The 23412-nt window shown below is 49.5% G+C and carries 20 protein-coding genes; 12 read left to right on the top strand and 8 right to left on the bottom strand.

Annotated features, from left to right (window positions below; genetic code table 11):
* The first annotated feature begins 13 nt into the window (after positions 1 to 13).
* From LX87_RS13080 to LX87_RS13025, 12 genes are all read left to right on the top strand, one after another.
* Positions 14 to 2665 (top strand): T9SS type A sorting domain-containing protein, encoded by a 2652-nt coding sequence (locus LX87_RS13080; protein WP_170139363.1) that lies wholly within the window; start codon positions 14 to 16, stop codon positions 2663 to 2665.
* A gap of 195 nt (positions 2666 to 2860) precedes the next feature.
* Entirely contained in the window at positions 2861 to 4999 is a 2139-nt protein-coding gene (locus LX87_RS13075; protein ID WP_111628688.1) for a sialate O-acetylesterase, read from the top strand.
* Between the two features lie 141 nt (positions 5000 to 5140).
* Positions 5141 to 5512, top strand: coding sequence for an NADH-quinone oxidoreductase subunit A (locus tag LX87_RS13070; protein ID WP_111628687.1), 372 nt, complete (start codon positions 5141 to 5143; stop codon positions 5510 to 5512).
* A 55-nt stretch (positions 5513 to 5567) separates the two neighbouring features.
* A complete protein-coding gene (locus LX87_RS13065; RefSeq protein ID WP_111628686.1) occupies positions 5568 to 6113 on the top strand; it encodes an NADH-quinone oxidoreductase subunit B in 546 nt (181 codons plus the stop codon).
* A 113-nt stretch (positions 6114 to 6226) separates the two neighbouring features.
* A complete protein-coding gene (locus tag LX87_RS13060) occupies positions 6227 to 6730 on the top strand; it encodes an NADH-quinone oxidoreductase subunit C (protein WP_111628685.1) in 504 nt (167 codons plus the stop codon).
* Positions 6731 to 6819: 89 nt separating this feature from the next.
* Positions 6820 to 8067 carry an NADH dehydrogenase (quinone) subunit D gene (gene nuoD / locus LX87_RS13055; protein ID WP_111628684.1) on the top strand — a complete coding sequence of 416 codons (1248 nt, stop codon included), beginning with the start codon at positions 6820 to 6822 and terminating at the stop codon, positions 8065 to 8067.
* Between the two features lie 160 nt (positions 8068 to 8227).
* A complete protein-coding gene (gene nuoE, locus LX87_RS13050) occupies positions 8228 to 8725 on the top strand; it encodes an NADH-quinone oxidoreductase subunit NuoE (protein WP_111628683.1) in 498 nt (165 codons plus the stop codon).
* A 111-nt stretch (positions 8726 to 8836) separates the two neighbouring features.
* On the top strand, positions 8837 to 10177 hold the full coding sequence (gene nuoF / locus LX87_RS13045; protein WP_111628682.1) for an NADH-quinone oxidoreductase subunit NuoF: 1341 nt from the start codon (positions 8837 to 8839) through the stop codon (positions 10175 to 10177).
* Positions 10178 to 10206: 29 nt separating this feature from the next.
* Positions 10207 to 11292, top strand: coding sequence for an NADH-quinone oxidoreductase subunit G (locus LX87_RS13040; protein WP_111628681.1), 1086 nt, complete (start codon positions 10207 to 10209; stop codon positions 11290 to 11292).
* 94 nt (positions 11293 to 11386) lie between these two features.
* Positions 11387 to 12538: an NADH-quinone oxidoreductase subunit NuoH gene (gene nuoH, locus LX87_RS13035; protein ID WP_111628680.1), complete on the top strand. Its 1152-nt coding sequence runs from the start codon at positions 11387 to 11389 to the stop codon at positions 12536 to 12538.
* A 20-nt stretch (positions 12539 to 12558) separates the two neighbouring features.
* Positions 12559 to 13122 carry a NuoI/complex I 23 kDa subunit family protein gene (locus tag LX87_RS13030; RefSeq protein ID WP_111628679.1) on the top strand — a complete coding sequence of 188 codons (564 nt, stop codon included), beginning with the start codon at positions 12559 to 12561 and terminating at the stop codon, positions 13120 to 13122.
* 66 nt (positions 13123 to 13188) lie between these two features.
* Positions 13189 to 13707, top strand: coding sequence for an NADH-quinone oxidoreductase subunit J family protein (locus LX87_RS13025; RefSeq protein ID WP_111628678.1), 519 nt, complete (start codon positions 13189 to 13191; stop codon positions 13705 to 13707).
* Between the two features lie 73 nt (positions 13708 to 13780).
* Here the strand turns inward: LX87_RS13025 and LX87_RS13020 are convergent, their stop codons facing one another.
* The 8 genes from LX87_RS13020 to LX87_RS12985 all read right to left on the bottom strand — a co-directional run bounded on the left by LX87_RS13020 (position 13781) and on the right by LX87_RS12985 (position 23409).
* On the bottom strand, positions 13781 to 15268 hold the full coding sequence (locus LX87_RS13020; RefSeq protein ID WP_111628677.1) for a capsule assembly Wzi family protein: 1488 nt from the start codon (positions 15266 to 15268) through the stop codon (positions 13781 to 13783).
* A 20-nt stretch (positions 15269 to 15288) separates the two neighbouring features.
* Entirely contained in the window at positions 15289 to 16626 is a 1338-nt protein-coding gene (locus LX87_RS13015; RefSeq protein WP_229310648.1) for an exopolysaccharide biosynthesis polyprenyl glycosylphosphotransferase, read from the bottom strand.
* Between the two features lie 309 nt (positions 16627 to 16935).
* Entirely contained in the window at positions 16936 to 18063 is a 1128-nt protein-coding gene (locus tag LX87_RS13010; protein WP_111628675.1) for a glycosyltransferase family 4 protein, read from the bottom strand.
* A gap of 61 nt (positions 18064 to 18124) precedes the next feature.
* Positions 18125 to 19192, bottom strand: coding sequence for a glycosyltransferase family 4 protein (locus LX87_RS13005; RefSeq protein WP_111628674.1), 1068 nt, complete (start codon positions 19190 to 19192; stop codon positions 18125 to 18127).
* 16 nt (positions 19193 to 19208) lie between these two features.
* Positions 19209 to 20102 carry an O-antigen ligase family protein gene (locus LX87_RS13000; protein ID WP_170139362.1) on the bottom strand — a complete coding sequence of 298 codons (894 nt, stop codon included), beginning with the start codon at positions 20100 to 20102 and terminating at the stop codon, positions 19209 to 19211.
* A gap of 389 nt (positions 20103 to 20491) precedes the next feature.
* Positions 20492 to 21229: a glycosyltransferase family 2 protein gene (locus tag LX87_RS12995; RefSeq protein WP_111628672.1), complete on the bottom strand. Its 738-nt coding sequence runs from the start codon at positions 21227 to 21229 to the stop codon at positions 20492 to 20494.
* A 49-nt stretch (positions 21230 to 21278) separates the two neighbouring features.
* Entirely contained in the window at positions 21279 to 22178 is a 900-nt protein-coding gene (locus tag LX87_RS12990; protein WP_111628671.1) for a hypothetical protein, read from the bottom strand.
* Positions 22179 to 22305: 127 nt separating this feature from the next.
* Entirely contained in the window at positions 22306 to 23409 is a 1104-nt protein-coding gene (locus LX87_RS12985) for a glycosyltransferase family 4 protein (RefSeq protein WP_111628670.1), read from the bottom strand.
* Positions 23410 to 23412: the final 3 nt, after the last annotated feature.

Genomic DNA, 23412 nt, shown 5'->3' with positions numbered 1-23412 from the left:
TCCTGCGTTTGTCATGGCGCAGCAACTTCAGGTTACGTTTCCCCGGTCCAGAATGGTTTTCCAACGGAATAATGGCAACGAAGCTCGTCTTTGGATTGGCGGCTATTATTCGTTACCGTTTTCCCGCATTCAGGTCCGGGCCGAACCAATGGAGGGCGGCACGCTGCTGGATTGGACAACTCTTCAGGAAAACCCGAAAGGGGGGGCTTTTGCTGGTTCGGTTACGGTAAAGGGCGGCTGGTACCGCCTGAGAATTCGGGGCCTGCAGGGCGAACAGTACATTGAAGGCGGAGGAGTAGAACGAATTGGTGTGGGGGAAGTTTTTGTAATTGCCGGTCAATCCAACGCGCAGGGCTTCCTTAATTTTGGTGAGCGGGGCGCTAGTAGTGATCGGGTTAGCTGTGTTAATTTTGGAATAGGTAGCGAGAGCTCTCCGTTCGATCCGAATACGCTTGAATTTTCGCATCTGGATGCCGGTAGACAGATTTTTCCACGCGGAAAGAGTGCCTGGTGCTGGGGTGTACTGGGCGACAGGCTCGTTGAACGCCTGGGTGTGCCGGTCCTGTTTTTTAATGCGGCCTGGCAGGGGTCTTCTTCTAAAAACTGGCGGGAAAGCGCCGACGGTATTCAGACAACAGAGGAATATACCAATACCGAAAAATATCCGGTTGGACAGCCGTATGGAAACCTGAAAACAGCCTTGAATTATTACGTTCAGATGCTGGGTATCCGGGCTATTTTGTGGCATCAGGGAGAAGCCGACAACTTTTTCAACCGCTCCATTGATGATTACGCTGGCAACTTGTCGCGCGTGATTACCCGAAGCCGGGAGCATAGCGCAAAGGACATTTCCTGGGTGGTGAGCCGGGCGTCCTATTCCGATCCAGATGGGACTGACGATAATGTTATTGCGGGACAGAACAGAGTGATTCAAACGGTTAGCAATGTTTTTGCCGGACCCGAAACCGATCGGATTCAAATTCCCCGCGCTGGCCCTTACGATTCCGACCGGGTGCATTTTCATGATAACGGTTTGGTACAACTCGCCGATGCGTGGAATAACAGCCTGAATGATGGTTTCTTCCAAAATTCCAGACCTCAGGCACCAGCACCCGGAGCAACCCTTTCGGTAAGCTGTGCGGGCAGCAATACGTTATCGCTTAAAGTAGACGGAAATTATACCTCGTTTAACTGGGACGGGGGCGGAAATTCCCAAACGATTAATGTTGGAACGGGGCGCTACATGGCCACTGTAAAAGATGCGCTGGGCAACACGGTTTTTACGGCACCTTATCAGGTTCCCGAACGGCCAACGATTACGGCGAACGGACCGACTACCTTTTGTGAGGGGGCGAACGTGACGCTGACTTCTACCTACGACAACACGTTCTGGAGCAACAATGCGACGGGAAAAAATGTAGCCGTATCGGCGGCTGGTACGTATCGGGCCGTTTACCGAGATGCGGGTAATTGCGAATTTACGTCCAACGAAATTACCGTTAACGTAAATCCACTGCCCACCTCACCGACCGTCCGCAATCTGGGTCAGGCTCGTTTTTGCGATCGGAATGCTACCACACTGGAAGCAACGGATGCACTGACGTATAATTGGAGCACCGGCGAAAAAACAAAGCAGATCGAAGTGCGCAGGGGCGGTACCTATTCGTTGACGGTTACCGATCAGAACGGCTGTACTTCCAAACCGTCTAATCAGGTTGCCATTATTGTGGATCCATTGCCCAACCGCCCGACAATCAGTGCTGGCGGTCCGACCACGTTCTGCGCCGATCAGACCGTTACCCTGACCTCGACGGCTGAAGCGAATTACGTCTGGGAAAGCGGGCAGACATCGCGGAGCGTAACGACTAATCAGCCCGGTAACTACCTGGTCAGAACCCGGAACATTTACAACTGTCTTTCGGATCCTTCCAATACGATATCCATTCAGGTTAATCCATTGCCAACCCCGCCGACCGTGACCGTGAGCGGCTCCACTACTTTCTGCGACGGGGAACGGGTGACATTGACCGCCAGCAGTCCGCTGAGAGCATTCTGGAATGTGGGCGATTCAACGCAAAGTATTGTTGCAACCCGGGCGAATACCTATACGGCTCGTGTACGGGATGCAAACGGCTGCTTTTCTCCGCCATCGGCCGGTGTTGTTGTTGACGTAAAGCCTGTACCGTCGGTGCCGACTATTAAGCAGATCGGAACCTATACGTTGGAAGCAGCCGGAACCCGACAGGGCGACTATTATGCGTGGGAGAGGGATAATGTGGCCATTGAACCTCGTGAGCCCATTATCAAAGCCAATCAAACCGGATCCTACCGAACGCGGGCTTATCTGGCCTACGGCAGCAATCTGGTCTGCGCATCCGATTTCTCGGCTCCTATTGCTTTTACGCTTATTATCGATAATGAGGGACTAAGTATTTATCCAAATCCCAGCCCGGATAAAGAATTTACCCTGGAAACTCTGGACGATCTTACCGATGCCACGCTAACCCTGATGACCTTGAGCGGGCAGGTCCTGTGGAAAACGACGGTTGAAAACTTTAATGAGCGGAAGACCTGGAATTTGTCAACAGTTCCGGCGGGCCACTACATTCTGAACGTCCGATCGGCGACATTTAATGTTTCAAAAAGGTTATTAATTGGTTTATAGAGTGTTATGGGTAGGCGTCTTCTTTCCATGCTTTCCGGAAACTACTTTGTTTTCCCAAAAAAAATACGAATATTTGTTGAGTAATTTCACAAGGAGAAGGCCGGTAAAGGCTTTCTCCTTGCCTATCTGCACATAATAGAATCAGGTCATTTATAAATAGAAAAGATTGTACTAAGAACGATTACGTGTTAACGAATGAACTTGAATGCATTTACCCGGATGCTTTGCATAGCGGGCTTTTTTCTTTTTGGGTATCCTACCCTTGCACAGTTAAAAATAACGTATCCTTCCAGCCGAGCTGTTTTCCAACGGGATCAAAGCGACAACAGCACCTTATTCATTTCCGGTTCTTACACGCAGCCCATTACGAAAGTTGAAGCTCGTCTGGTGCCCATGAATGAAGGACAGGGCATTGAGACGGGTTGGCAGACCATCCAAACAGAACCGAAGGGCGGGCTGTTTCAGGGGGCTATCCAGGGCAGGGGCGGCTGGTACCGGCTGGAAGCGCGGGCCTGGCAGGGCAACACCCTCGTTGGGCAGGATAACGTGCCTCGAATCGGGATTGGCGAAGTTTTTATTATCACCGGCCAATCAAATGCCCAGGGCTTTCAGCAGCGCGGAGCCGAGGGAGCTACCGACGATCGGGTTAATTGCATCACCTACGATAATACCGTGGCTAATTCGCTCGAAAATCCGCCTTCGCTCAGTTTCCGGCAACTCGGGGCCGATGCGCTCGTGGGGCCGCGGGGCCAGAGCGCCTGGTGCTGGGGGTTATTGGGCGACATGATTACCCGCCGGTATAACGTTCCGGTTTTGTTTATCAATACCGCCTGGGCCGGAACCGCCATTCATAACTGGATAGAAAGCTTCGACGGCGGAACGACCAAAAACGTTTTTATTGAACAAAATTTGCCAGCCGGAATGCCCTATGGGAACCTGCTGGTTTCGTTGCGGTATTTTAGTTCACTTCAGGGCTTGCGGGCGGTATTATGGCAGCAGGGCGAAACCGATAATCACTTACGGCTTCCGCAGGAGCAATACCGTAACTCCATGCAACTGCTGATTAACAAAACCCGGGCCGATACGCGTCGGTATCCGTCCTGGATGCTGGCCCGCTCTTCCTACAACCTGGGGCGCTTTGATCCCGGTATTATCGCGGCTCAGAATCAGGTAATCGGTACATTTAACAACAACGTCTTTGCCGGACCCGAAACCGACAACATTCAGATACCGCGTTACGACGCCGAAAACAACGACGGTGGAACCCACTTCGGGGGCGACGGCCTGCGGCAGTACGCCGAAGCCTGGTTTGCCAGCATGAATGAACGGTTTTTTAGCGGAGCTGTTCCACTGCTGCCTTTGCCAACACCGGCTTTGTCGGTTGCCTGTGCAACGACCAACCAGAGCGTCAGTCTGAGTTTGCAGACGGAAGTGCGGGACCGGGACAATACGGCCTTTCAGTTCACCAACATTACGTGGAGCAACGGCCAGAAAGGCAGTACCCTGAATGTTACGACGCCCGGTACCTACTACGCCATTGCAAAAGATGCGACCGGCACAACGTTTATTTCACCGTCGGTTACGATAGCGGCTCCGCTGGTTCCGGTGACGCCAAAGATCACGCAGTCGGGGCAGCAGCAGGCTTGTGCCGATTCGACCTTTACGTTTACCACCGATGCACCGGTAGCCAATAATATTATCTGGAGCACGAATGCCACGTCCCGGCAGCTTACCGTCGGAACAGCGGGTACGTATACCGCGCGGGCGGTCAATCTGTACGGTTGTACTTCGGCGGTTTCGGCTCCGGCCAGCCTGGTTATCCAGCCCCGGCAGGCGGCTCCCACTATCGAACAACGTGGACCTTTCTCTTTGCAGGCCCTTCCGCCCGCTGGCGCACCAGCCGCCAAACGGCAATACGACTGGCAGACGGACGGAAAACGGGTTGGCGGAAATGCGGACGTAATTAAGGTAACCCAGAACGGATTCTATTCGGCTCGCTCCAAAACAACATTTACGCTGGGTAATACGTCCATCGTTTGTTACTCGCCGTATTCGAAGGAGGTTCCGTACATCGGTAATGAAAAGGCCGGAAACGAAATCATTGCTTTTCCGAACCCTTCCGCCGACGGTATTGTACGGCTTGAAATTAAAGAAAACATTAAAAATGCGGACATAACCGTCTCAACCTTAAGCGGTCAGGTCGTTTACAAGACGTTGGTGCCGGTTTTTGATAATCAGGTGGCCATCAACCTGTCCGCCCTCTCCGTAGGCAACTACGTTATCCGGATTAAGGCCGACGGTTATGAGGCTACCCGGCGGGTTTGGATAAAGTAAGGGCCAAATAGGTAATAAAAGGGGCTTGCCAATGGATTGGCAAGCCCCTTTTATGTTGATAAATCCAGGGTTATTTGGTAAATTTGAACAATATATTTGTGTTTAAAATATCATTAACTTGCGTGCTTTCTGCGACCTAGTATGAACACAACCTATTTGCCTTCTGATTATCTGCCTATTCTCATCCAATTGGGATTGGCGCTGGGATTTATTGTGACAACGATGATTGTCACGCACAATATTGGACCGAAACGAAACAGCATAAAGAAAGATGACCCGTTTGAGTGCGGTATTCCGGTACAGGGTGACGCCCGGGCACCGATTTCAATCAAATACTTTTTGATTGCCATTCTCTTTGTTCTGTTCGATGTTGAAGTAATTTTCATGTATCCCTGGGCCGTGAACTTCAAAAGTCTGGGCATGGAGGGATTCCTGCAAATGGTGTTGTTCATGGGCTTGCTGCTGTCCGGATTTTATTACATCCTGAAAAAGGGAGTTTTGAAGTGGGAGTAAACTGAAACTCAGGATTAAATGTTTATCTGTTGTCATCAACAAATAACCGAACACTATGGCAAGTGATATTAAAATTGTCGAGGCACCCGATAACTATAGCGGGGCCGGCTTTCAGGCGACTTCATTCGATAAAATCATTGGATTGGCCCGGGCGAACTCGCTGTGGCCGCTTCCTTTTGCAACGTCCTGCTGCGGCATCGAGTTCATGTCGACTATGGCATCCCGGTATGACATCGCCCGTTTTGGTGCCGAGCGTCCGAGCTTTTCACCCCGTCAGGCCGATGTCCTGCTCGTAGCCGGAACGATCGCCAAGAAAATGGCCCCGGTTGTTAAACAGGTCTATCTGCAAATGGCCGAACCGCGTTGGGTAATTGCCATTGGTGCCTGTGCATCGAGTGGCGGTATTTTTGATACCTACAGCGTTCTGCAAGGCATCGACCGCATCATCCCGGTCGATGTGTACGTACCGGGTTGTCCACCGCGTCCGGAGCAGATTCTGGACGGCCTGATGCAGGTTCAGGAACTGGCTATAAACGAATCCCTGCGCCGTCGGAATTCACCCGAATATCAGCATCTGCTGGAATCGTATAATATTCAATAATTGGATTGGGAAATGGTTGGATGGCCGACTAGTAAATGGCTTTGATACACAGACCGCCGTTGACGAATTTGACCATCTAACCATTACATTATCCAGCAATTCGAACTCTTTTCATGACCAACGAAGAAGTTGCTAAAGATTTGATCCGCCAGTTTGGTGAAAATGTCTACGATTTTGACGAACCGTACGGCATGCTGACCCTGTCAACCCGGAGGGAACAAATCATTTCGATGATTGAATATTTGAGAGATCATCCTCTATACCAGATCAATTTTCTGACAACGCTCTGCGGTATTCATTATCCCGACGATCCGGAGCCGGCCCGAAAATTCTGCGTTGTTTATCAACTTCATAGTCTGGTTAATAATTTTCGGATTCGCATCAAGGTTTTTCTGGCAGAAAACGATCTGCACATGCCAACCTTGACGAATATCTACCAGAGTGCGAACTGGATGGAGCGCGAAACCTACGATTTTTTCGGTATTATCTTCGACGGCCATCCAAAACTGATCCGGATCCTGAACATGGAGGACATGGACTACTTCCCGATGCGGAAACAGTATCCGCTTGAAGACCCGACGCGGGAAGATAAAATTGACGCATTATTTGGCCGATAGGGTTTGGATGGCTGGATGGTTAAATGGCAGAATGGCTGTTTAACGCATGATACTGTTTAACCATCGAACCCTTATTACTTTCAAGCTACATGAATACCGTACTCGATATATCGAATAAAAATATTCCCGGCAGCGATTTGCCGGCAAAGTCTGAAGAATCGGTTCAGTACGTTAATGAGTTAACGACCCTCAACCTTGGTCCCACGCACCCGGCTACGCACGGTATTTTCCAGAACATTCTGCAAATGGATGGGGAGAAAATCGTTTCGGGTGAACAGACCATTGGCTACATTCACCGGGCTTTCGAGAAAATTGCCGAACAGCGTCCCTTTTACCAGATTACCACGCTGACCGACCGGATGAACTATTGTTCGTCGCCGATCAACAATTTTGGCTGGCACATGACGGTCGAAAAGCTGCTGGATATCAAGGTACCGAAGCGGGCGGAATACATCCGTGTCATCATGATGGAGCTGGCCCGGATTGCCGACCACCTGATTTGTAACGGTATTCTTGGGGTGGATACGGGCGCCTTTACGGGCTTCCTCTACCTGTTCGAGGAACGGGAGAACATCTATGAAATTTACGAGGAAGTCTGCGGAGCGCGTCTGACTACCAACATGGGCCGCATTGGTGGCATGGAGCGCGATTTGTCACCAGAAGCCATTCGGAAAATTCGGGCGTTTCTCAAGCGTTTTCCGCCCATTATGCGCGAGTTTGAGAAGCTGTTCAACCGCAACCGGATCTTCATGGACCGCATCATTGACGTAGGCGGTATTACGGCAGAACGGGCTCTGAATTACGGTTTTACCGGCCCGAACCTGCGGGCTGCCGGTGTCGATTACGATGTACGGGTGATGAATCCGTATTCGTCCTACCAGGATTTCGAATTTGAAATTCCGGTGGGCAAAAGTGGCGATACCTACGACCGGTTTATGGTGCGGAACGAAGAAATCTGGCAGAGTCTGCGGATTATCGAGCAAGCCCTTGAAAACCTGCCGGAAGGCCCCTACTTTGCCGATGCGCCGGAATATTACCTGCCGCCGAAAAAAGAAGTATACCGGAACATGGAAGCCCTGATTTATCACTTCAAGATTGTGATGGGCGAGATCGATGCTCCGGTGGGCGAGGTGTATCATGCCGTTGAAGGCGGAAACGGAGAGCTGGGCTTTTACCTCATTAGCGACGGTGGCCGGACGCCCTACCGGCTGCATTTCCGGCGGCCCTGTTTCATCTATTACCAGGCTTACCCTGAAATGTGCAAAGGGCTGACCCTTTCGGATGCCATTGTCATTATGAGTAGCATGAACGTAATTGCGGGCGAACTGGACGGATAATCCGGCGAGGGAGAACGTCAAAAAGGAATTCATTCCAACTGACAGGCAGATTTTGAGAAGGTTTTGAAGCCGCCCATCTGGACCTGTTGGCTAACGATAAGTTTGAACCTGCACCGTTGACGTGGCAGGAAATTTTGAAGAATACCCGCTGTAAACCGATATGACGGAAACGCAAAATACCGTAGAATTTACCCCCGAACGGCTCACCAAAGCACAGGAAATTATAGCCCGTTATCCGGAAGGTCGTCAAAAGTCGGCTCTCTTACCGTTGCTACACCTGGCTCAGGAGCAATGGGGCTGGCTGAGCCCGGAAGTGATGGACTACGTAGCCCGGATGCTGGACATTCAGGCCATTGAGGTCTACGAAGTGGCCACATTTTATACTATGTTCCACCTGGACCCCGTTGGTAAACACGTAATTGAATATTGCCGGACGGGCCCGTGCTGCCTGATGGGGGGCGAAGAGGTTTACGATTACCTGAAACAGAAACTGGGCATCCAGGCGGGCGAAACAACTCCCGATCAGAAATTTACGCTGAAAGAAGTGGAGTGTCTGGCAGCCTGCGGTATGGGCCCCGTTTTCCAGATTCGGGAACAATATTACATGCATCTGACGAAGGAGCGCGTCGATGAGATTATCGAAGAATTGAGTAAATAATGCTTTACGGTTCTTCTAATACAGGAAAACAGCTCCGGTAAGGGCAGAAGCGACCGACGAACTCGTTCTACGCTTCAACCCACTTTGATTTAAACCCAGTTCCTACTCACTATGGGCAAAAAGATTCTGCTCGAACATATTAACGTTCCCGGCATCGAAACATACGATGTATACCGGAAACAGGGTGGTTATACCGCTGTTGAAAAGGCGCTCAAAACCATGACACCCGATGAGGTGGTCGAAGAAGTGAAGAAGTCTGGCGTACGGGGCCGGGGTGGTGCAGGTTTCCCGATGGGAATGAAATGGAGCTTCCTGGCTAAACCCGAGGGCGTACCCCGTTATCTGGTCTGCAACGCCGACGAATCGGAGCCCGGTACGTTCAAGGACCACTATCTGATGAAGAATCTCCCGCATGTTCTCATCGAGGGGATGATTATCTCCAGCTACGCGCTGGGGGCTAACAAGTCCTTTATTTACGTACGGGGTGAGTTGATGTACGTCGTTCGTATTCTTGAAAAAGCCATTGCCGAAGCCAAAGCGGCCGGTTTTCTGGGGAAAAATATCCTGGGAACGGGCTATGATCTGGAGCTGGTGGTGCAGCCCGGTGGTGGAGCTTACATCTGTGGCGAAGAAACCGCCCTGCTGGAGTCACTCGAAGGCAAACGGGGTAATCCGCGCAACAAACCGCCATTCCCGGCTGTGAAAGGGCTTTATCAGAGTCCGACGGTAGTAAATAACGTGGAGTCTATTGCTACCACATCCTGGATCATCAACAATGGCGGGGAAGCGTATGCGGCCATCGGTATTGGCCGAAGTGCCGGTACCAAATTAATTTCTGCTTCGGGACATATCAAAAAGCCGGGGGTCTACGAAATAGAGCTGGGCGTTCCGGTCGAAGAGTTTATTTACTCCGATGAATGGTGTGGCGGTATTCGCGATGGTCACCACCTGAAAGCCGTGGTAGCCGGTGGTTCTTCCGTACCCATTTTGCCCGCCAACCTGATTCTGAAACTGGCCAACGGCGACCCGCGCCTGATGACGTACGAGTCGTTGTCGGATGGCGGTTTCCAGACCGGAACCATGCTGGGTTCGGGCGGTTTCATTGTCTTTGACGAAACTTCCTGCATTGTTCGCAATACCTGGAATTTCGCCCGGTTCTACCACCACGAGTCCTGCGGGCAGTGTAGCCCCTGCCGCGAAGGAACCGGCTGGATGGAACGGGTTTTACACCGGATCGAGTACGGTCACGGTAATCAACATGATATTGATCTGCTGGTCGATGTGGCCAAAAAGATCGAAGGAAACACCATTTGTCCGCTCGGCGACGCTGCGGCCTGGCCGGTAGCCAGCGCCATCCGCCACTTCCGCGATGAATTTGAGTGGCATATCACCAACCCTTCCGAAGCCACCCAACCGGGCGCGGTTTTCAAAGGAGATATGGCACTGGTGTAGTTTAATTATTTATTGGACGCTATAGCTAAATGGAAAATACACAACCGCAATTATTCAAAGTCACCATCGACGGTATCGAAGTCGAAGTGGAACCGGGAACGACCATTTTGCAGGCAGCCCGGAAAATTGGTGGCGATATGGCTCCACCGGCCATGTGTTATTACCAACCCCTGAAGGGCAGCGGTGGAAAGTGCCGGGCCTGTCTGGTTCGGGTGGCGGCTGGTTCTGCCAAAGACCCGCGGCCGATGCCCAAGCTGGTGGCTTCCTGCATCACACCGGTTCAGGACGGTATGGTCGTTGAAAACTCAACCAACGAACAGGTTCTTTCGACCCGCAAAGCCATTGTTGAGTTTCTGCTGATCAACCACCCGCTCGATTGCCCGGTGTGCGATCAGGCCGGTGAGTGCGACCTCCAGAATTTTGCTTTCAACCACGGGATGGCTACCACCCGGTACGAGGAAAAGCGCCGGACGTTTGATAAACAGGACATTGGCCCGTATATCCAGTTGCACATGACGCGCTGCATTTTGTGCTACCGCTGTGTGTTTACCGCCGACCAGATTACGCAGAAACGCGTTCACGGCGTATTGGGCCGGGGTGATGCCGCCGAAATCGGAACGTATATTGAAAAAGCCATTGATAACGATTTCTCCGGCAACGTAATCGATGTGTGCCCCGTGGGCGCCCTGACCGATAAAACGTTCCGGTTCAAAAACCGTGTCTGGTTTACCAAGCCGGTCGATGCCCACCGCGATTGCCCAACCTGTTCCGGAAACGTGACGCTCTGGTACCGGGGCGAGGACGTCATCCGGGTGACGGCACGGAAAAATGAGTGGAATGAGGTTACTGAGTTTATCTGCAACACCTGCCGGTTTGATAAAAAGAGTACCAGCGACTGGGTGATCGAAGGACCTACGAAAGTTTCACGTAGCTCGGTTATTTCAGTGAACAAAGCCCGTCGTGATGCGATAATACCGGATTTTCAGAAAAAGCTGGCAGCCGCCACCTACACAGACGTTCATGAGGAACGCGATACGTCGCAACTGGGTATTCAGCAATTGCCGCCGGAACGGTTTGCGCCGGTATTACCGCACGCCAATGATCCAGAACCCTGAAATAGACAAAAGAGAATAGACAAGAGAGAATAGACGAAAGATAGTAGAGTAAAAAGGTCTCTGGCTTTTGTCTCACTTCTAATATCTCAACATCATGAACCTAACAGAACTCATCATAAAGGCCATCCTGATCCTCGTCGTCTTTGGCGTAACCTTGTTGATTGCTATGTATTCAACCTGGGCGGAGCGGAAAGTGGCTGGTTTTATTCAGGATCGTTTCGGTCCCAACCGGGCGGGGCCGGGCGGTATATTCCAACCGCTGGCCGATGCTGGTAAAATGTTTTTCAAGGAAGACTTTATTCCCTCACAGGCGAATAAATGGCTGTTTATCCTGGGTCCGTGTCTGGCCATTCTGACGGCTTTGATGTCGAGCGCCGTGATTCCGTTTGGTGAAAGCATCCGCTATGAAGACCTGCTGGTGCCGGTACAGGGCATCGAAATCAACATCGGTATTCTGTACATCTTTGGGGTCGTTTCTCTGGGGGTATACGGTCTGATGGTGGGTGGCTGGGCATCAAACAATAAGTTTTCGCTGCTGGGCGCTATTCGGGCGGCTTCGCAAAACATCAGTTACGAGATTGCCTTCGGTTTGTCCATCATTGCCATTCTGATGATGACGGGTTCCCTGTCACTTCGGGCTATGGTGGAAGCGCAGCACGGTATAGCCTGGAACGTATTCAATCAGCCGCTGGGTTTCATTATCTTTTTGACCTGTGCGTTTGCCGAATGTAACCGGACGCCGTTCGATCTGCCGGAGTGCGAAACGGAACTCGTTGGTGGGTATCATACCGAATACAGCTCGATGAAACTCGGCTTTTACCTGTTTGCGGAGTATATCAACATGTTTGTTTCGTCGGCGGTCATTGCAACCCTCTACTTCGGTGGCTATAACTACCCCGGTATGGACTGGGTGCGTGAAACCCTGACCGGTTCACTGGGAGCTGCAACGGGCCATAACCTAGCTACCCTGGTGGGGACGATCGTGCTGTTTGGCAAAATCTTCTTCTTTATTTTCTTCTTCATGTGGGTCCGCTGGACGCTGCCGCGTTTCCGGTACGACCAACTGATGAACCTGGGCTGGAAAAGCTTTATTCCGCTTTCCGTCCTGAACGTGGTTGTAACGGGTTTTGGGTTGTTGTTTGATATTAAATACGCTAGTTGGGCAATTGTGGTGGTGATGGTTGTACTGGCGATGGTATCGTCGGCGCGCGCTCCTAAAGAAGTTGTTCAGCCCCAGCGATCCTAGATTAACGTTTCCTACTCACTATGCAATTAACGAATCGATCCAAACAAGTCAGCAATAAGCAAATGACGTTAGCGGAGAAGATGTATCTCCCTGCCATTGCTCAAGGGCTGGCCATAACCATAAAGCACTTTTTTGGCAAGAAGGTGACGGTTGCTTACCCGGAAGTGAAGCGGTATCTGGGACCGGTATTTCGGGGCCATCACGTGCTGAAACGTGACGAAGAAGGCCGTGAGCGGTGTACAGCCTGTGGACTTTGTTCGCTAGCCTGCCCGGCCGAAGCCATTTCGATGGTCGCTGCTGAACGCAAAAAAGGCGAAGAAGGATTGTACCGGGAAGAAAAGTACGCAGCGGTTTACGAAATCAACATGCTGCGGTGTATTTTCTGTGGTTTGTGCGAAGAAGCCTGCCCCAAACAGGCCGTTTATCTGCGTCACGACCGGATGGTTCCCATCTTCACCGAACGCGATCAGGTAATCTACGGTAAAGATCAGTTGGTCGAAAAAATGGATGACCGGTATATCCGCACCAATCCGGATGTACAGGCAACTCCTACTGAACCGTCGTATTCCCGATCAGCCACGTAGATTGTCGTTTGAGGTTTGAGGTTTGTTCTAAGCCTTAAACCTCAAACCTTAAACGATATTTAAAAAATGAAGCCTACTGAAATACTCTTTTACGTTTTAACGGCCATTACGTTACTGAGTGCCTCCTTTGTGGTAACGGCCCGAAACCCCATTCACAGCGTGCTTGCGCTGATTCTGACGTTCTTTACCCTGTCGGGCCATTACATCCTCTTAAATGCCCAGTTTCTGGCGGCTGTTAACATCATTGTATACGCCGGAGCAATCATGGTATTGTTCCTGTTCGTCATCATGTTTCTGAACCTGAAAAAAGAGGACGAAGAGTCAAAAACAACGATTACCAAACTGGCGGCTGTTGTCGTTGGTGGGGTAATTCTGGTGGTGATGGTAGCCGTATTCCGCGTGTCTACGATGGCAACCTACAACCCGGCCACGTACAGTGAGAAAGTCGGTCTGGTGGAGAATCTGGGTATGGTATTGTACAAAGATTATCTTCTGCCGTTTGAACTGGCATCGGTGCTGCTGCTGGTGGCGATGGTTGGGGCGGTCATGCTCGGAAAGCGTGAATCCGGCGATCGGCATTATTAAGCTCCGATTTTCTACTCATCAAAAAAGGTCTGCCAGCGGCAGACCTTTTTTGATATTTACACAGTTAGCGGCCCTACCGCGACGTAATGACCTTCCGAATGCCAAGGTAGCCACCGGTTGAGTTGTACAGGAGCTTTCCGTAATCTGAGGCAAAAACCGCATTGATCCGGACGTCACCTAAAGCGCCCAGGGTTACGGGGGCCGTCACGCTGAACATAGATGACCACTGCTTGGGGTTATCATAATACGGCTCATTGTAGGTACCCGCATTATCGCTGTACGACAGTTTGCCCATCCACTCGACGTTGCCGATCTGACCCGACAAACCAAAATGCAGCACGCTGACCCGGTTGTTGGCGATTGGACCGTTGGGAAGTCCCGCCCGAACTTCTATGCCGGGCGTCAGAAACGGTGATCCGATAATGCGGGTTTTATACGTCCAGCCATCAATGTACTGGGAGTGATTGAAGTAATTGTCACGTCCCCGTTTCGATGGATTGGCCAGCACAAATTCCCGACCGCCCTGATTTTTGGTGTATAAAAACTCCGTCAGGAATTCATTGATGCGAAAGAAAGAACGCTCGGTTCGGGTGTTTTTCAAGCGGATACCGTTCAGGCCGTCGCGGATGTTGGTTAAGTAAAACAGAGAACCGTCATCGTAAATATTCTGGCGGTAAAGCAGCAGGTTGGTAGAGCCGAGATCAAGTTCCAGACCTAGATCAACCGTTCCCAGGTGATTGCCGATGCGGTTTTCTTCAAATGATGACAAGGTTGGATCAAGCCGGGTCGCACCCTGGTAGGCAGTTATCATATACCAGTAGCTACGGAGGTCTGAAGGCAGATAGCCATCATCGGATATGTTGTTATCGAGCCGTTCCGAATACCCCGCCCACTGAACCTCATGGTTCATACCCGCATATAACTTGAGTTTTGCGGTAGGTTTGCCCAGCCTGACATAAAGGGCTTTCTGGTGCAAATAGGTACCCGTAACAAGCCGGTCGTTTCCAAACCAGCCGTGATTATAAAAAGCCAGAAAAGACACGTAACCCTTTGTCAAAGGAACCGGAACAAAGCCCTGTGTACCAATCTGGACCACGGGAATGGGCAGTGTATTTCCCGACCAGGCATACGAACCCGAGGTCAGCGTAGTATCGACCAGTCCGTAGACATTCCGGCGACGACCGGCGTAAAACTCGATCCGTCCAAAGCGGGCTTTTACATACGCTTCCGGAAGCAGGAGTTTTGAATCTGTGGCCGCGTTACCAACGACTTCGACACCGTACCCCCAGTCAAACTTCTTCTGACGAATGGTACCACTATCCAATACGGGTTTACCATAATCCGACGAGATTCCCAATCGGACGGTTCCAGCCGGGGTAGTGGCCGGAACAATGCCGAACTGGTTGGCTCTTAACCAAAAAGGAGTGCGTTCGCCCGACGAAAGATAGGCTCCTACCTGCAAATCATACCGCGTTGCCTTGGGAAAGTAAGCTCGCTGAGCAACAACCGGATTACTAAAACAACAGAATAAAAAAAATGCTAATCCGGCTTTTATATTCATATTCAATGCCTTATACAAATTTATTTCCCCCGGCCCTGCATCATTACCCGAACGGTTTGGAAGATAAGCCAGACGTCGGTAGAAAAAGAAACGTTCTGTAGGTATTCAAGGTCGTACCACAGGCGCTGAACCATCTCCTCCACGTTCTCGGCGTAGCCAAATTTGATTTGCCCAATGGAAGTAATTCCGGGTTTAACCATTAATAAATACTTGTATTCAGGCGATTTTTCGATAATCTGATTGATAAAATACTGCCGTTCCGGGCGCGGACCCACAACCGACATATCACCCCGCAAAACATTATAGAATTGGGGGATTTCGTCCAGCCGGGTTTTGCGCATAAATTGCCCCCACGGGGTAATCCGGTGATCTTTATCGCCCGCTGACAGCGCCGGACCGCCTTGTTCGGCGTCGGGGTACATACTACGGAATTTATAGATACGGAACGGTTTTCCCCATTTGCCGATTCGCTCCTGGGAATAGAATACCGGTCCTTTCGAACTCAGTTTGGTGATCAAAGCAATCACAACAAACAACGGGGCACCCAGTGACAGAACACTGGCCGAGAAAACAAGATCAAACGCACGTTTAAAAAGATTGACCCGCAAATCGTCCAGGTAATGTGTCGACATGCTGATTACCGGCTGAACATCGTGGTATTCAACCGTAACGCCTTTGGTCAGGAAGCCTTTAAAATCGACGATCAATTTGACCTGATACTTCGCTTCCTCCGAGAAATTCATAATGTCACGCAGTTGCTCGGTATCTATATACGGCAAACAACAGTACACGCAGTCGATTTCGTTGCGAACGATATAATCTTTCAGGTAACTATAATCGCCCCGCAGTGCCGAAGCATTATCGGCGGTCATTTTATCAAAATAACCGTAAAATTTGAAACCGATTTCCGGATACATCTGGTAAAATGTCTGAATACTCCGGGAAAGCGGCCCGTAGCCCACCACAACAAAGCGCCGGGTATTGTAACCCATTGCCCGATAGACCTTTAGCAGAATCAGAACAACCGAACGCCAGAGCGAACCCGCACACAGAAACAGAACGTAAGTCAGTAAAAGCTGCTCACGGGAATAGGAGTAACCACCTTTCGTAAACACCCAGAAAACCGAAACCAGCGCAATATGAAGACCGATCAGTTTGGCCAGATCCACCAGCAGATTCTGGATCGTAAACGTCAGACGGGAAAAGTTATAGGGCTTGTTGAGTAGTAAAATCAGCAACCATGCTGCGTTAATAAACCAGAATAGGGTCACATACGGCACGTCAAACAAAGATTCCGTTGTACCAAATTTCAGCCGGTAAGCCAGCGCAAAACAGATATCAAGGAAAATAATATCCATTGTTGCGCTAAATGGTCGCAGTAAAAAAGAAAATCGGTGTTTCATAAGTAATTCGTTTGAAACGGCTTATCCACAAACAGACTCGTCAGCCTGCTAAACCGCTCCCCTGGATTCTGTAACAAATGAAAGACACTTATTATAAAGAGACCACTAGTTCGGGCAAACCCGGTCCATTAACTCTAAGTTCACCCTATTTGTACGATTTTCCTTAAAAAATTATTAGAAATTAGGTCAATTTTTATCCTAAGGGAAAACAATCCTGAAAAATCTTGCGATAGTTCTATTTAATAATCAGATAGTTAAAAGGTATTACGTTCTTGAAAAACCTTCTCTTATTTTATCAGCGACATAGTGTTCAAAAGCCAAACGGAAGTTTTCGTTGCTAAACGTCTGAGCGTGTTGATGAATGATAAAAGGGTCAAACTGGTCGGCGGTTCGCTCAAATCGCTGGACGCATTCGGTGAGTGAAGTTACATCCTGCCGGTCGAAAAACAGTCCGGTTTTCTGATCGATTACCGAATCCAGCACTCCGCCTTTGCCGTACGCCAGCACCGGCGTTCCGCAGGCCTGCGCTTCAACGGGCATGATCCCGAAGTCTTCCTCAGCCGCAAAAATAAACGCTTTTGCTTTCTGCATATACGCAACCAGCGCGTCATTGGATTGGTAGCCAACCAGTTCAATATTCGGGGTCGCCAGCCGTTTGATCTTCTCGAAGTCCGGACCGTCGCCCGCTACCACCAGCCGTTTGTCGGGCATGGTGGCAAAGGCTTCGACAATCAGGTTAATTTTCTTGTAGGGTACCATCCGCGAAGCTGTCAGATAATAATTATCCTTTTGCTGACACAAGGCAAACTGCTGAGTGTTGACGGGTGGGTGAATAACGTGCGCTTCTCGACCGTAGACTTTCTTGATGCGCCGGGCAATGTAGCGGGAATTGGCCACAAAATGATCCACCCGTTGTGCCGATTGATAGTCCCAGAGCCGGATATAATGCAGAATCAGTTTTGCGATGGCTCCGCCAAAGCCGGTTTTGAGTCCGCTCTCGTTTAGATACTGGTGATACAGATCCCAGGCGTAGCGCATGGGCGAATGACAATAGCAGATATGGAGCTGGTTGGGGCCGGTCAGCACGCCTTTGGCTACCGCATGGCTGCTGGATATGACCACATCATAGGCACTGACGTCAAACTGCTCGACGGCCAGCGGCATCAGCGGGAGGTAGGAACGGTATTTTTTTTTAGCCCACGGTAATTTCTGAATGAAACTCGTCGTCGCCGTTTTGTTTTGAATAAGCGGCCGCTGGGAGTCGGGCAAAAAATCAACCAATGTGAAAAGATCACTTTGCGGATACAGCGCCAGAATCTGTTCGACCACACTTTCCGAACCGGCATAGGTCACCAGCCATTCGTGAATCAGGGCGATCTTTTTGTCAAGCATGTTTAGACTAGAGAAGGGTGACACGGTACGTGAGACGCAGGAAAAATCTCACTTGCTGTGCTTAAATTAACTGTGTAATAATACCGGCAAGCTTTTCGGCTGACTGCTGCCAGCTAAACCGTTCGACCCGGCTGCGTCCTTTTTCCACCAGTGTTTTGCGGAGGGCTTCGTCGCTGTAGAGCTTCACCAATCCGTCGCGGATGCTGCCAATGTTATACGGATCGACGTAGACGCTAGCGTCCCCGCAGACTTCGGGCAGACTCGTGGTGTCGGATACCAGCGTGGGACAGCCGCACGACATGGCTTCGAGTGGCGGGATGCCGAAGCCTTCAAAAAAGGACGGATAGGCGAAAAACAGGGCGTGCTGGTACAGATTAACCAGTTGTTCGTCGCTGAGGTAGCCGGTAAAAATGATGGATGGGTCGTTCTCGATCAGTTCTTTCAATCCCGAATCGGCAAAGACTTTGTGGGCCGCACCCACGATGACCAGCTTGGTATCGGGAAACTTAGCCTGCTGAAACGCCTGAATCAGCCCTTTAAAGTTTTTGCGCGGGTCGAGTGAGGAGACGGCCAGAATGTACTTGCCGTACGGGTTTTCGCCTTTGGTCGTGGGCGGATACAGGAAAATATCCGAAATGCTGGGGTAAATGATGTCCAGCGACGACCGGGGAACGTCGTAAAACCGGTGCAGGTCGTTCAGGGAGTATTCGCTGATCGTCAGTACTTTATGGGCCGACCGAACAACGCGCGGCACCGTAAAGTTGTAAAGCAGCGAAAATGCCTTTGAAAACCACTCCGGGTGCCGGTGGAACGATAAGTCCAGCACCGTAACAATTTTATTGTCGTAAACAACCGGGGCGGTATTGCACAGATTGACCAGGAGCGGACTATTCTGGCTTTGCAGATGCAGAGGCATCTCAATCTGTTCCCAGATATAGCCCCTGGTACGGCCATAAACCGTTGCGCCTAACTCCTCTGCAATATCCTGATGCTGAATATCAGAAGGCGTAATAAATGAAATATTAGGAAGTATTTTTTTAAGTCGTGTACTTAATTCGATACCGACCCGCTGTGTCCCCGTAATATGCTGGGTCAGAAATCGGGCGTTAATAACAACAGGATTGCTCATGCAAATATGAGGTGATTTATGGGGTTAAAACAGCTGTTTTAGTCTGTTTATATTTTTTGTTGTAATTTCTTTTCAGAACATACAGACACAAAGCTATCACAAAAGGTAAGGCATTGGAAGGTGAAGTTATTCTATGCTCCGTAAAGCTCATAATCGAGAGATTGAAAAAAGATACTAACAAAAAGTTCTGAACGATGTCGTCGGTACCTTTACGTAAATAATTATAAACTGCATACCAGAACAATAAAAAAATACCTAGACCAACCAGACCCTGTTCACCTAAAATATGGAGATAGGAATGATGGGCGTGAGCATCATTAAAAACTTTATTAGGCTGTGTATTAATACTAAAAAGGTGAGGAATACCGGCATAACGAAACGGAATATCATTGACTCCACCAAAGCCCGCTCCCAACAGGGGAGAATGAATAAAATTATCAACGGCCCTTGGCCATGTTTCCATAACTCGGATCAGTAAATTGGCGGACTTTGTATTTACTTCTCCGTACAGTGGTGAAATATAGGTATTAGCGCCCCCTTGACTAGGATCTGCATCCCGAACGTACGTTTGATAAATTGGATAAGTAAAATAGAGGATCGTTCCCTGAACCATGACCATGGCAAACAAGGATATCTTAATGAGGTATGTTTTATTAAATCGGTCAAAATAAAAAAACGCAAATCCTGCTATTAACCCTAGTATAGAGCCCCTCGAGGTGGTAGAAACAAGAAAGACAAGGTTAATTACGATCAGATACAACCAAAGGCGTTTGCGTTCCTTTAGGTAACAGATGATGTTCAGAGATAGAACAATGCTGATAAAGCCGCCTGCACCATTTGTACTTTTAAAAAAACCGTGAAAGTAAGTTTCTGGGTTGCTCCAGTCAACAATGGCCGCAAAGTTGGTCAAGACCAGATTTAAACCGAAGGCAATACTATTGACAATAGTTGCAAAAATTAAAAACCTCTTGAAAATACGATCAACCGCAATATTATAGGAGAAGAACGGGATTAGTAATAAGGGGAGATAGGATATAATAAAATTGCCGTCGTAACGATAGAAACTAAAATTTAATAAGGATGGTGGAAAGTAAATTAGTATACCAATTAACGAATAAAGGAAATAAATATAAAGATAAAACGTGAATCTTGGAATGACGAAAACGGAGTGTCTAATCCATATATAAGGCAAAATAGCTAACGCTAGAATAGACGGTAATGGGCTAACAAAAATTAAATTAGTGACCGTACCGAATAAACCAATCAATAATGCGATATAAAGTAAGCTCCTTATATTCATTACCTGATTCCCAAAAGTCGTTTAGCGTAAATTTTAAGCTTATTTGCAAGGAGCCATGTCTGATATTGCGATTTGGTCAGCATTCCTTTATCATACCAGAGGTGCAGATTTTCCCAGACGGCTTCGGCTTTGTGGGATGCACCGCCCATTCTAAAATTACTAAGAATAGCATCCAGGGAAATGAAAGGAACCTGATTTTTCGTCAAACGTAACATCAATTCATAATCGCTTACATACCGGTATTGTTCTGTAAATAATCCATACGTCTGGTAGAATGAAGCTGGAACGAAACAGGTCGGGTGTTCGATATTGCCTTTCGGGAGCTGGCTGGCGTGCGTCTGAATCAGGAAAGCTTCCTGCTCATCCAGCCATGTTCGTTGAATACCGTGGTAAACCGCCGGGCCGAATTGCCGGTAAGCGGTCACAACCCGTTCAACGGCTTTGGGTTCGTACCAGTCGTCGCTATTGATAATACCGATCAGCTCGCCGGTAGCCAGCCGGACGCCCTTGTTCATGGCGTTGTAAATACCGCTGTCAGGCTCGGAGATGTACCGGATACGATCCGGAAACTGCCGCGCATACCGTTCAATAATCGGAACGGTCTGATCAGTCGATTTACCGTCCACCAGGATATATTCGATGGGCGCGTAGGTCTGGTTTACCACCGATTGAATGGTTTGTTCAATGTGTTTCTGGCTGTTGTAGCAGACAGTAATGATGGAAACCAGTGGGGACATAAGTAAAGTCAAAAAATGGCATCAAGTAGAGAAAACGGCAACGGTCGATTTAGAACGGTTCTATACCCTGCGTTCGGGTGTTAAAGACAGGAAGGCCGCGAATCACTTCCACACGGTCGTTGCCAGTCGCGTACGTAAGATTCCCGTTCGGGTCGCGGGCTTCCCGAAATTTTGAATACACATACCCTTCGGCAGCCGTCAACGGTTTTAACGTTCCTAATTGACTGGTTTTTACGAAGTAGGCATTCAGGCCGGTGCTGTTACAGCCCACAAACGAATACCCTTTTTCGGTTGCCAGATCGCAGAGTGCCACCAGGGACGTTCCGAAATAAAGATGGCTGTAATGGGCTTTGCTCCGCACAAAATCCGGTTTATACGGCACCGTAATGGCTCGTTCGGCTCCGAAAAGGCTGTTGTATTCTGCGACTACAATATCCGGATCAGCCGCCTGGATGGCTTTCCAGACCCAGTAATCGTTGCCGTCAATGTCAATACTCAGCAGCCCCAAAGGACCACTGAATCCACTTTCGGTCAGCAGTGAATTAATATTTTCGGCGGTAATGAAGGTCTGTTTGGCAATCAGATGGTATTGCCAGAAAAAGGGGTCGGATTGAATATAGTCGATGTTCTGCTGACTGCCGTCCATGACCAGTCCTTTCCAGTTATTATTAATCAGCAGAAAACGCGTGTTGGCCTCTACGTAGGTTTCAACACCGAACTCGACAAAACTCTGGGAACGGATAACCGCCTTCTTGATCAGATATTGAATAATACCATCATCGCCATATTGGGAAAACACTTTGTATTCAGCATCCTGTAGAGAATGAACTTCCTGTTGTTGCAGGGAAAGCAGTTTGCCCAGCAATACGCGATTATCGTAGACTTCCTGCCGCGTTTGCCGCAATAAAGTCGAAAAAAACTGAATCTTCTTAAGAATTTTTCCAATCATACGGAAGACCTGGACTAGTTACGGATAGAAAACGATTTGTTTCTTCACGTTAAATAAAGTTGCAAAGATAGGAAATTGCGCTTCGGCAATTGACCAATTCGGCAGCAGTCTTCGTATACGGGAAAAATTACTGTAGGCTCTGGTAAAGGTCAAGCGTCTCCCGAACGGTTTTCTCCCAGGAGAAGTGGGCCAACTGCTCTCTACCCTGCTGGGCAAGCTGCTGCCGCAGGGCCGGGTTGGTCAGGATGCGTTCCACGGCATTATAGATCGAATCTGCGTTGTCCGGGTCAAAATAAAGGGCCGCCGATCCGGCCACTTCCGGCAGCGAACTCCGATTGCTAAGCAAACACGGGCAGTTGCAGGCAAAGGCTTCCAGAACCGGAATGCCGAAACCTTCGTAGAGCGATGGAAAAGCAAACGCCAGTGCCTGGCCGTACAACGCTGGTAGGGTCGCATCCGTAATCGGTTGCTGTTCGACGAGCTGCGTTAGCTCCAGTTGCTGAAGGATGGCCCTTTCCTGCGGAGAGAAGGCACCCCCGCCCGCACAAATTAGCCGCACCTGATGGGTACGCAACAACGGAGCGACCGCCTGAATAAAAGGCAGGAAGTTTTTGTACATTCCGCGATTGCCCACAAACAGGAGGTAGGGAGCTTTATCCAACGGTTTATAACGATTTTGTTCAACCGATACCGACGAGCCCAGGTAAATGACCCGAACCCGCTCGGGTGGAATGTTGTAGTACTCGACCAAATCACGTTTGGTGTTTTCCGAAATGGCAATTATGGCGGTGGCACGGTTTACAACCTTCTTTTTCCAGTCCATAACCAGACGGTCGGCGGCTAGTTCTGGAAACACGTTGTGGTATTTCTCGTGAATCATGTCCAGAAAAGTAACCACTACGGGCCGTTTCCGGATGTGGTCGAGGAAATACGGTTCGTAATACGTAGCGTGGAAAACGTCGTACGATTGGGTCCGCATCTCCAGCCAGTTGAATGCTTTGTTGAGCCGATACAGATACGGTTGTGTTCTCGAGAAGGGTTGATCAGGAAAGAAAGGCAAAGCCCGGAGGCCCTTTTCCTTCAAATGCGCATTATTGGAAAATAGCAGCGATAAATGAGCCTGGTGGTGACTGGGTTGCTGGTTAATACCGGCAATCAATTCGCAGAAATACCGGGAAATACCGCCGTAATTTTGTTGGGAAAATGTTTGATGATCAAAGAATATCTTCATGCA

The sequence above is a fragment of the Larkinella arboricola genome (assembly GCF_003259745.1).
Lineage (GTDB): Bacteria > Bacteroidota > Bacteroidia > Cytophagales > Spirosomataceae > Larkinella > Larkinella arboricola.
This window is presented reverse-complemented; position numbering and strand designations above follow the sequence as displayed.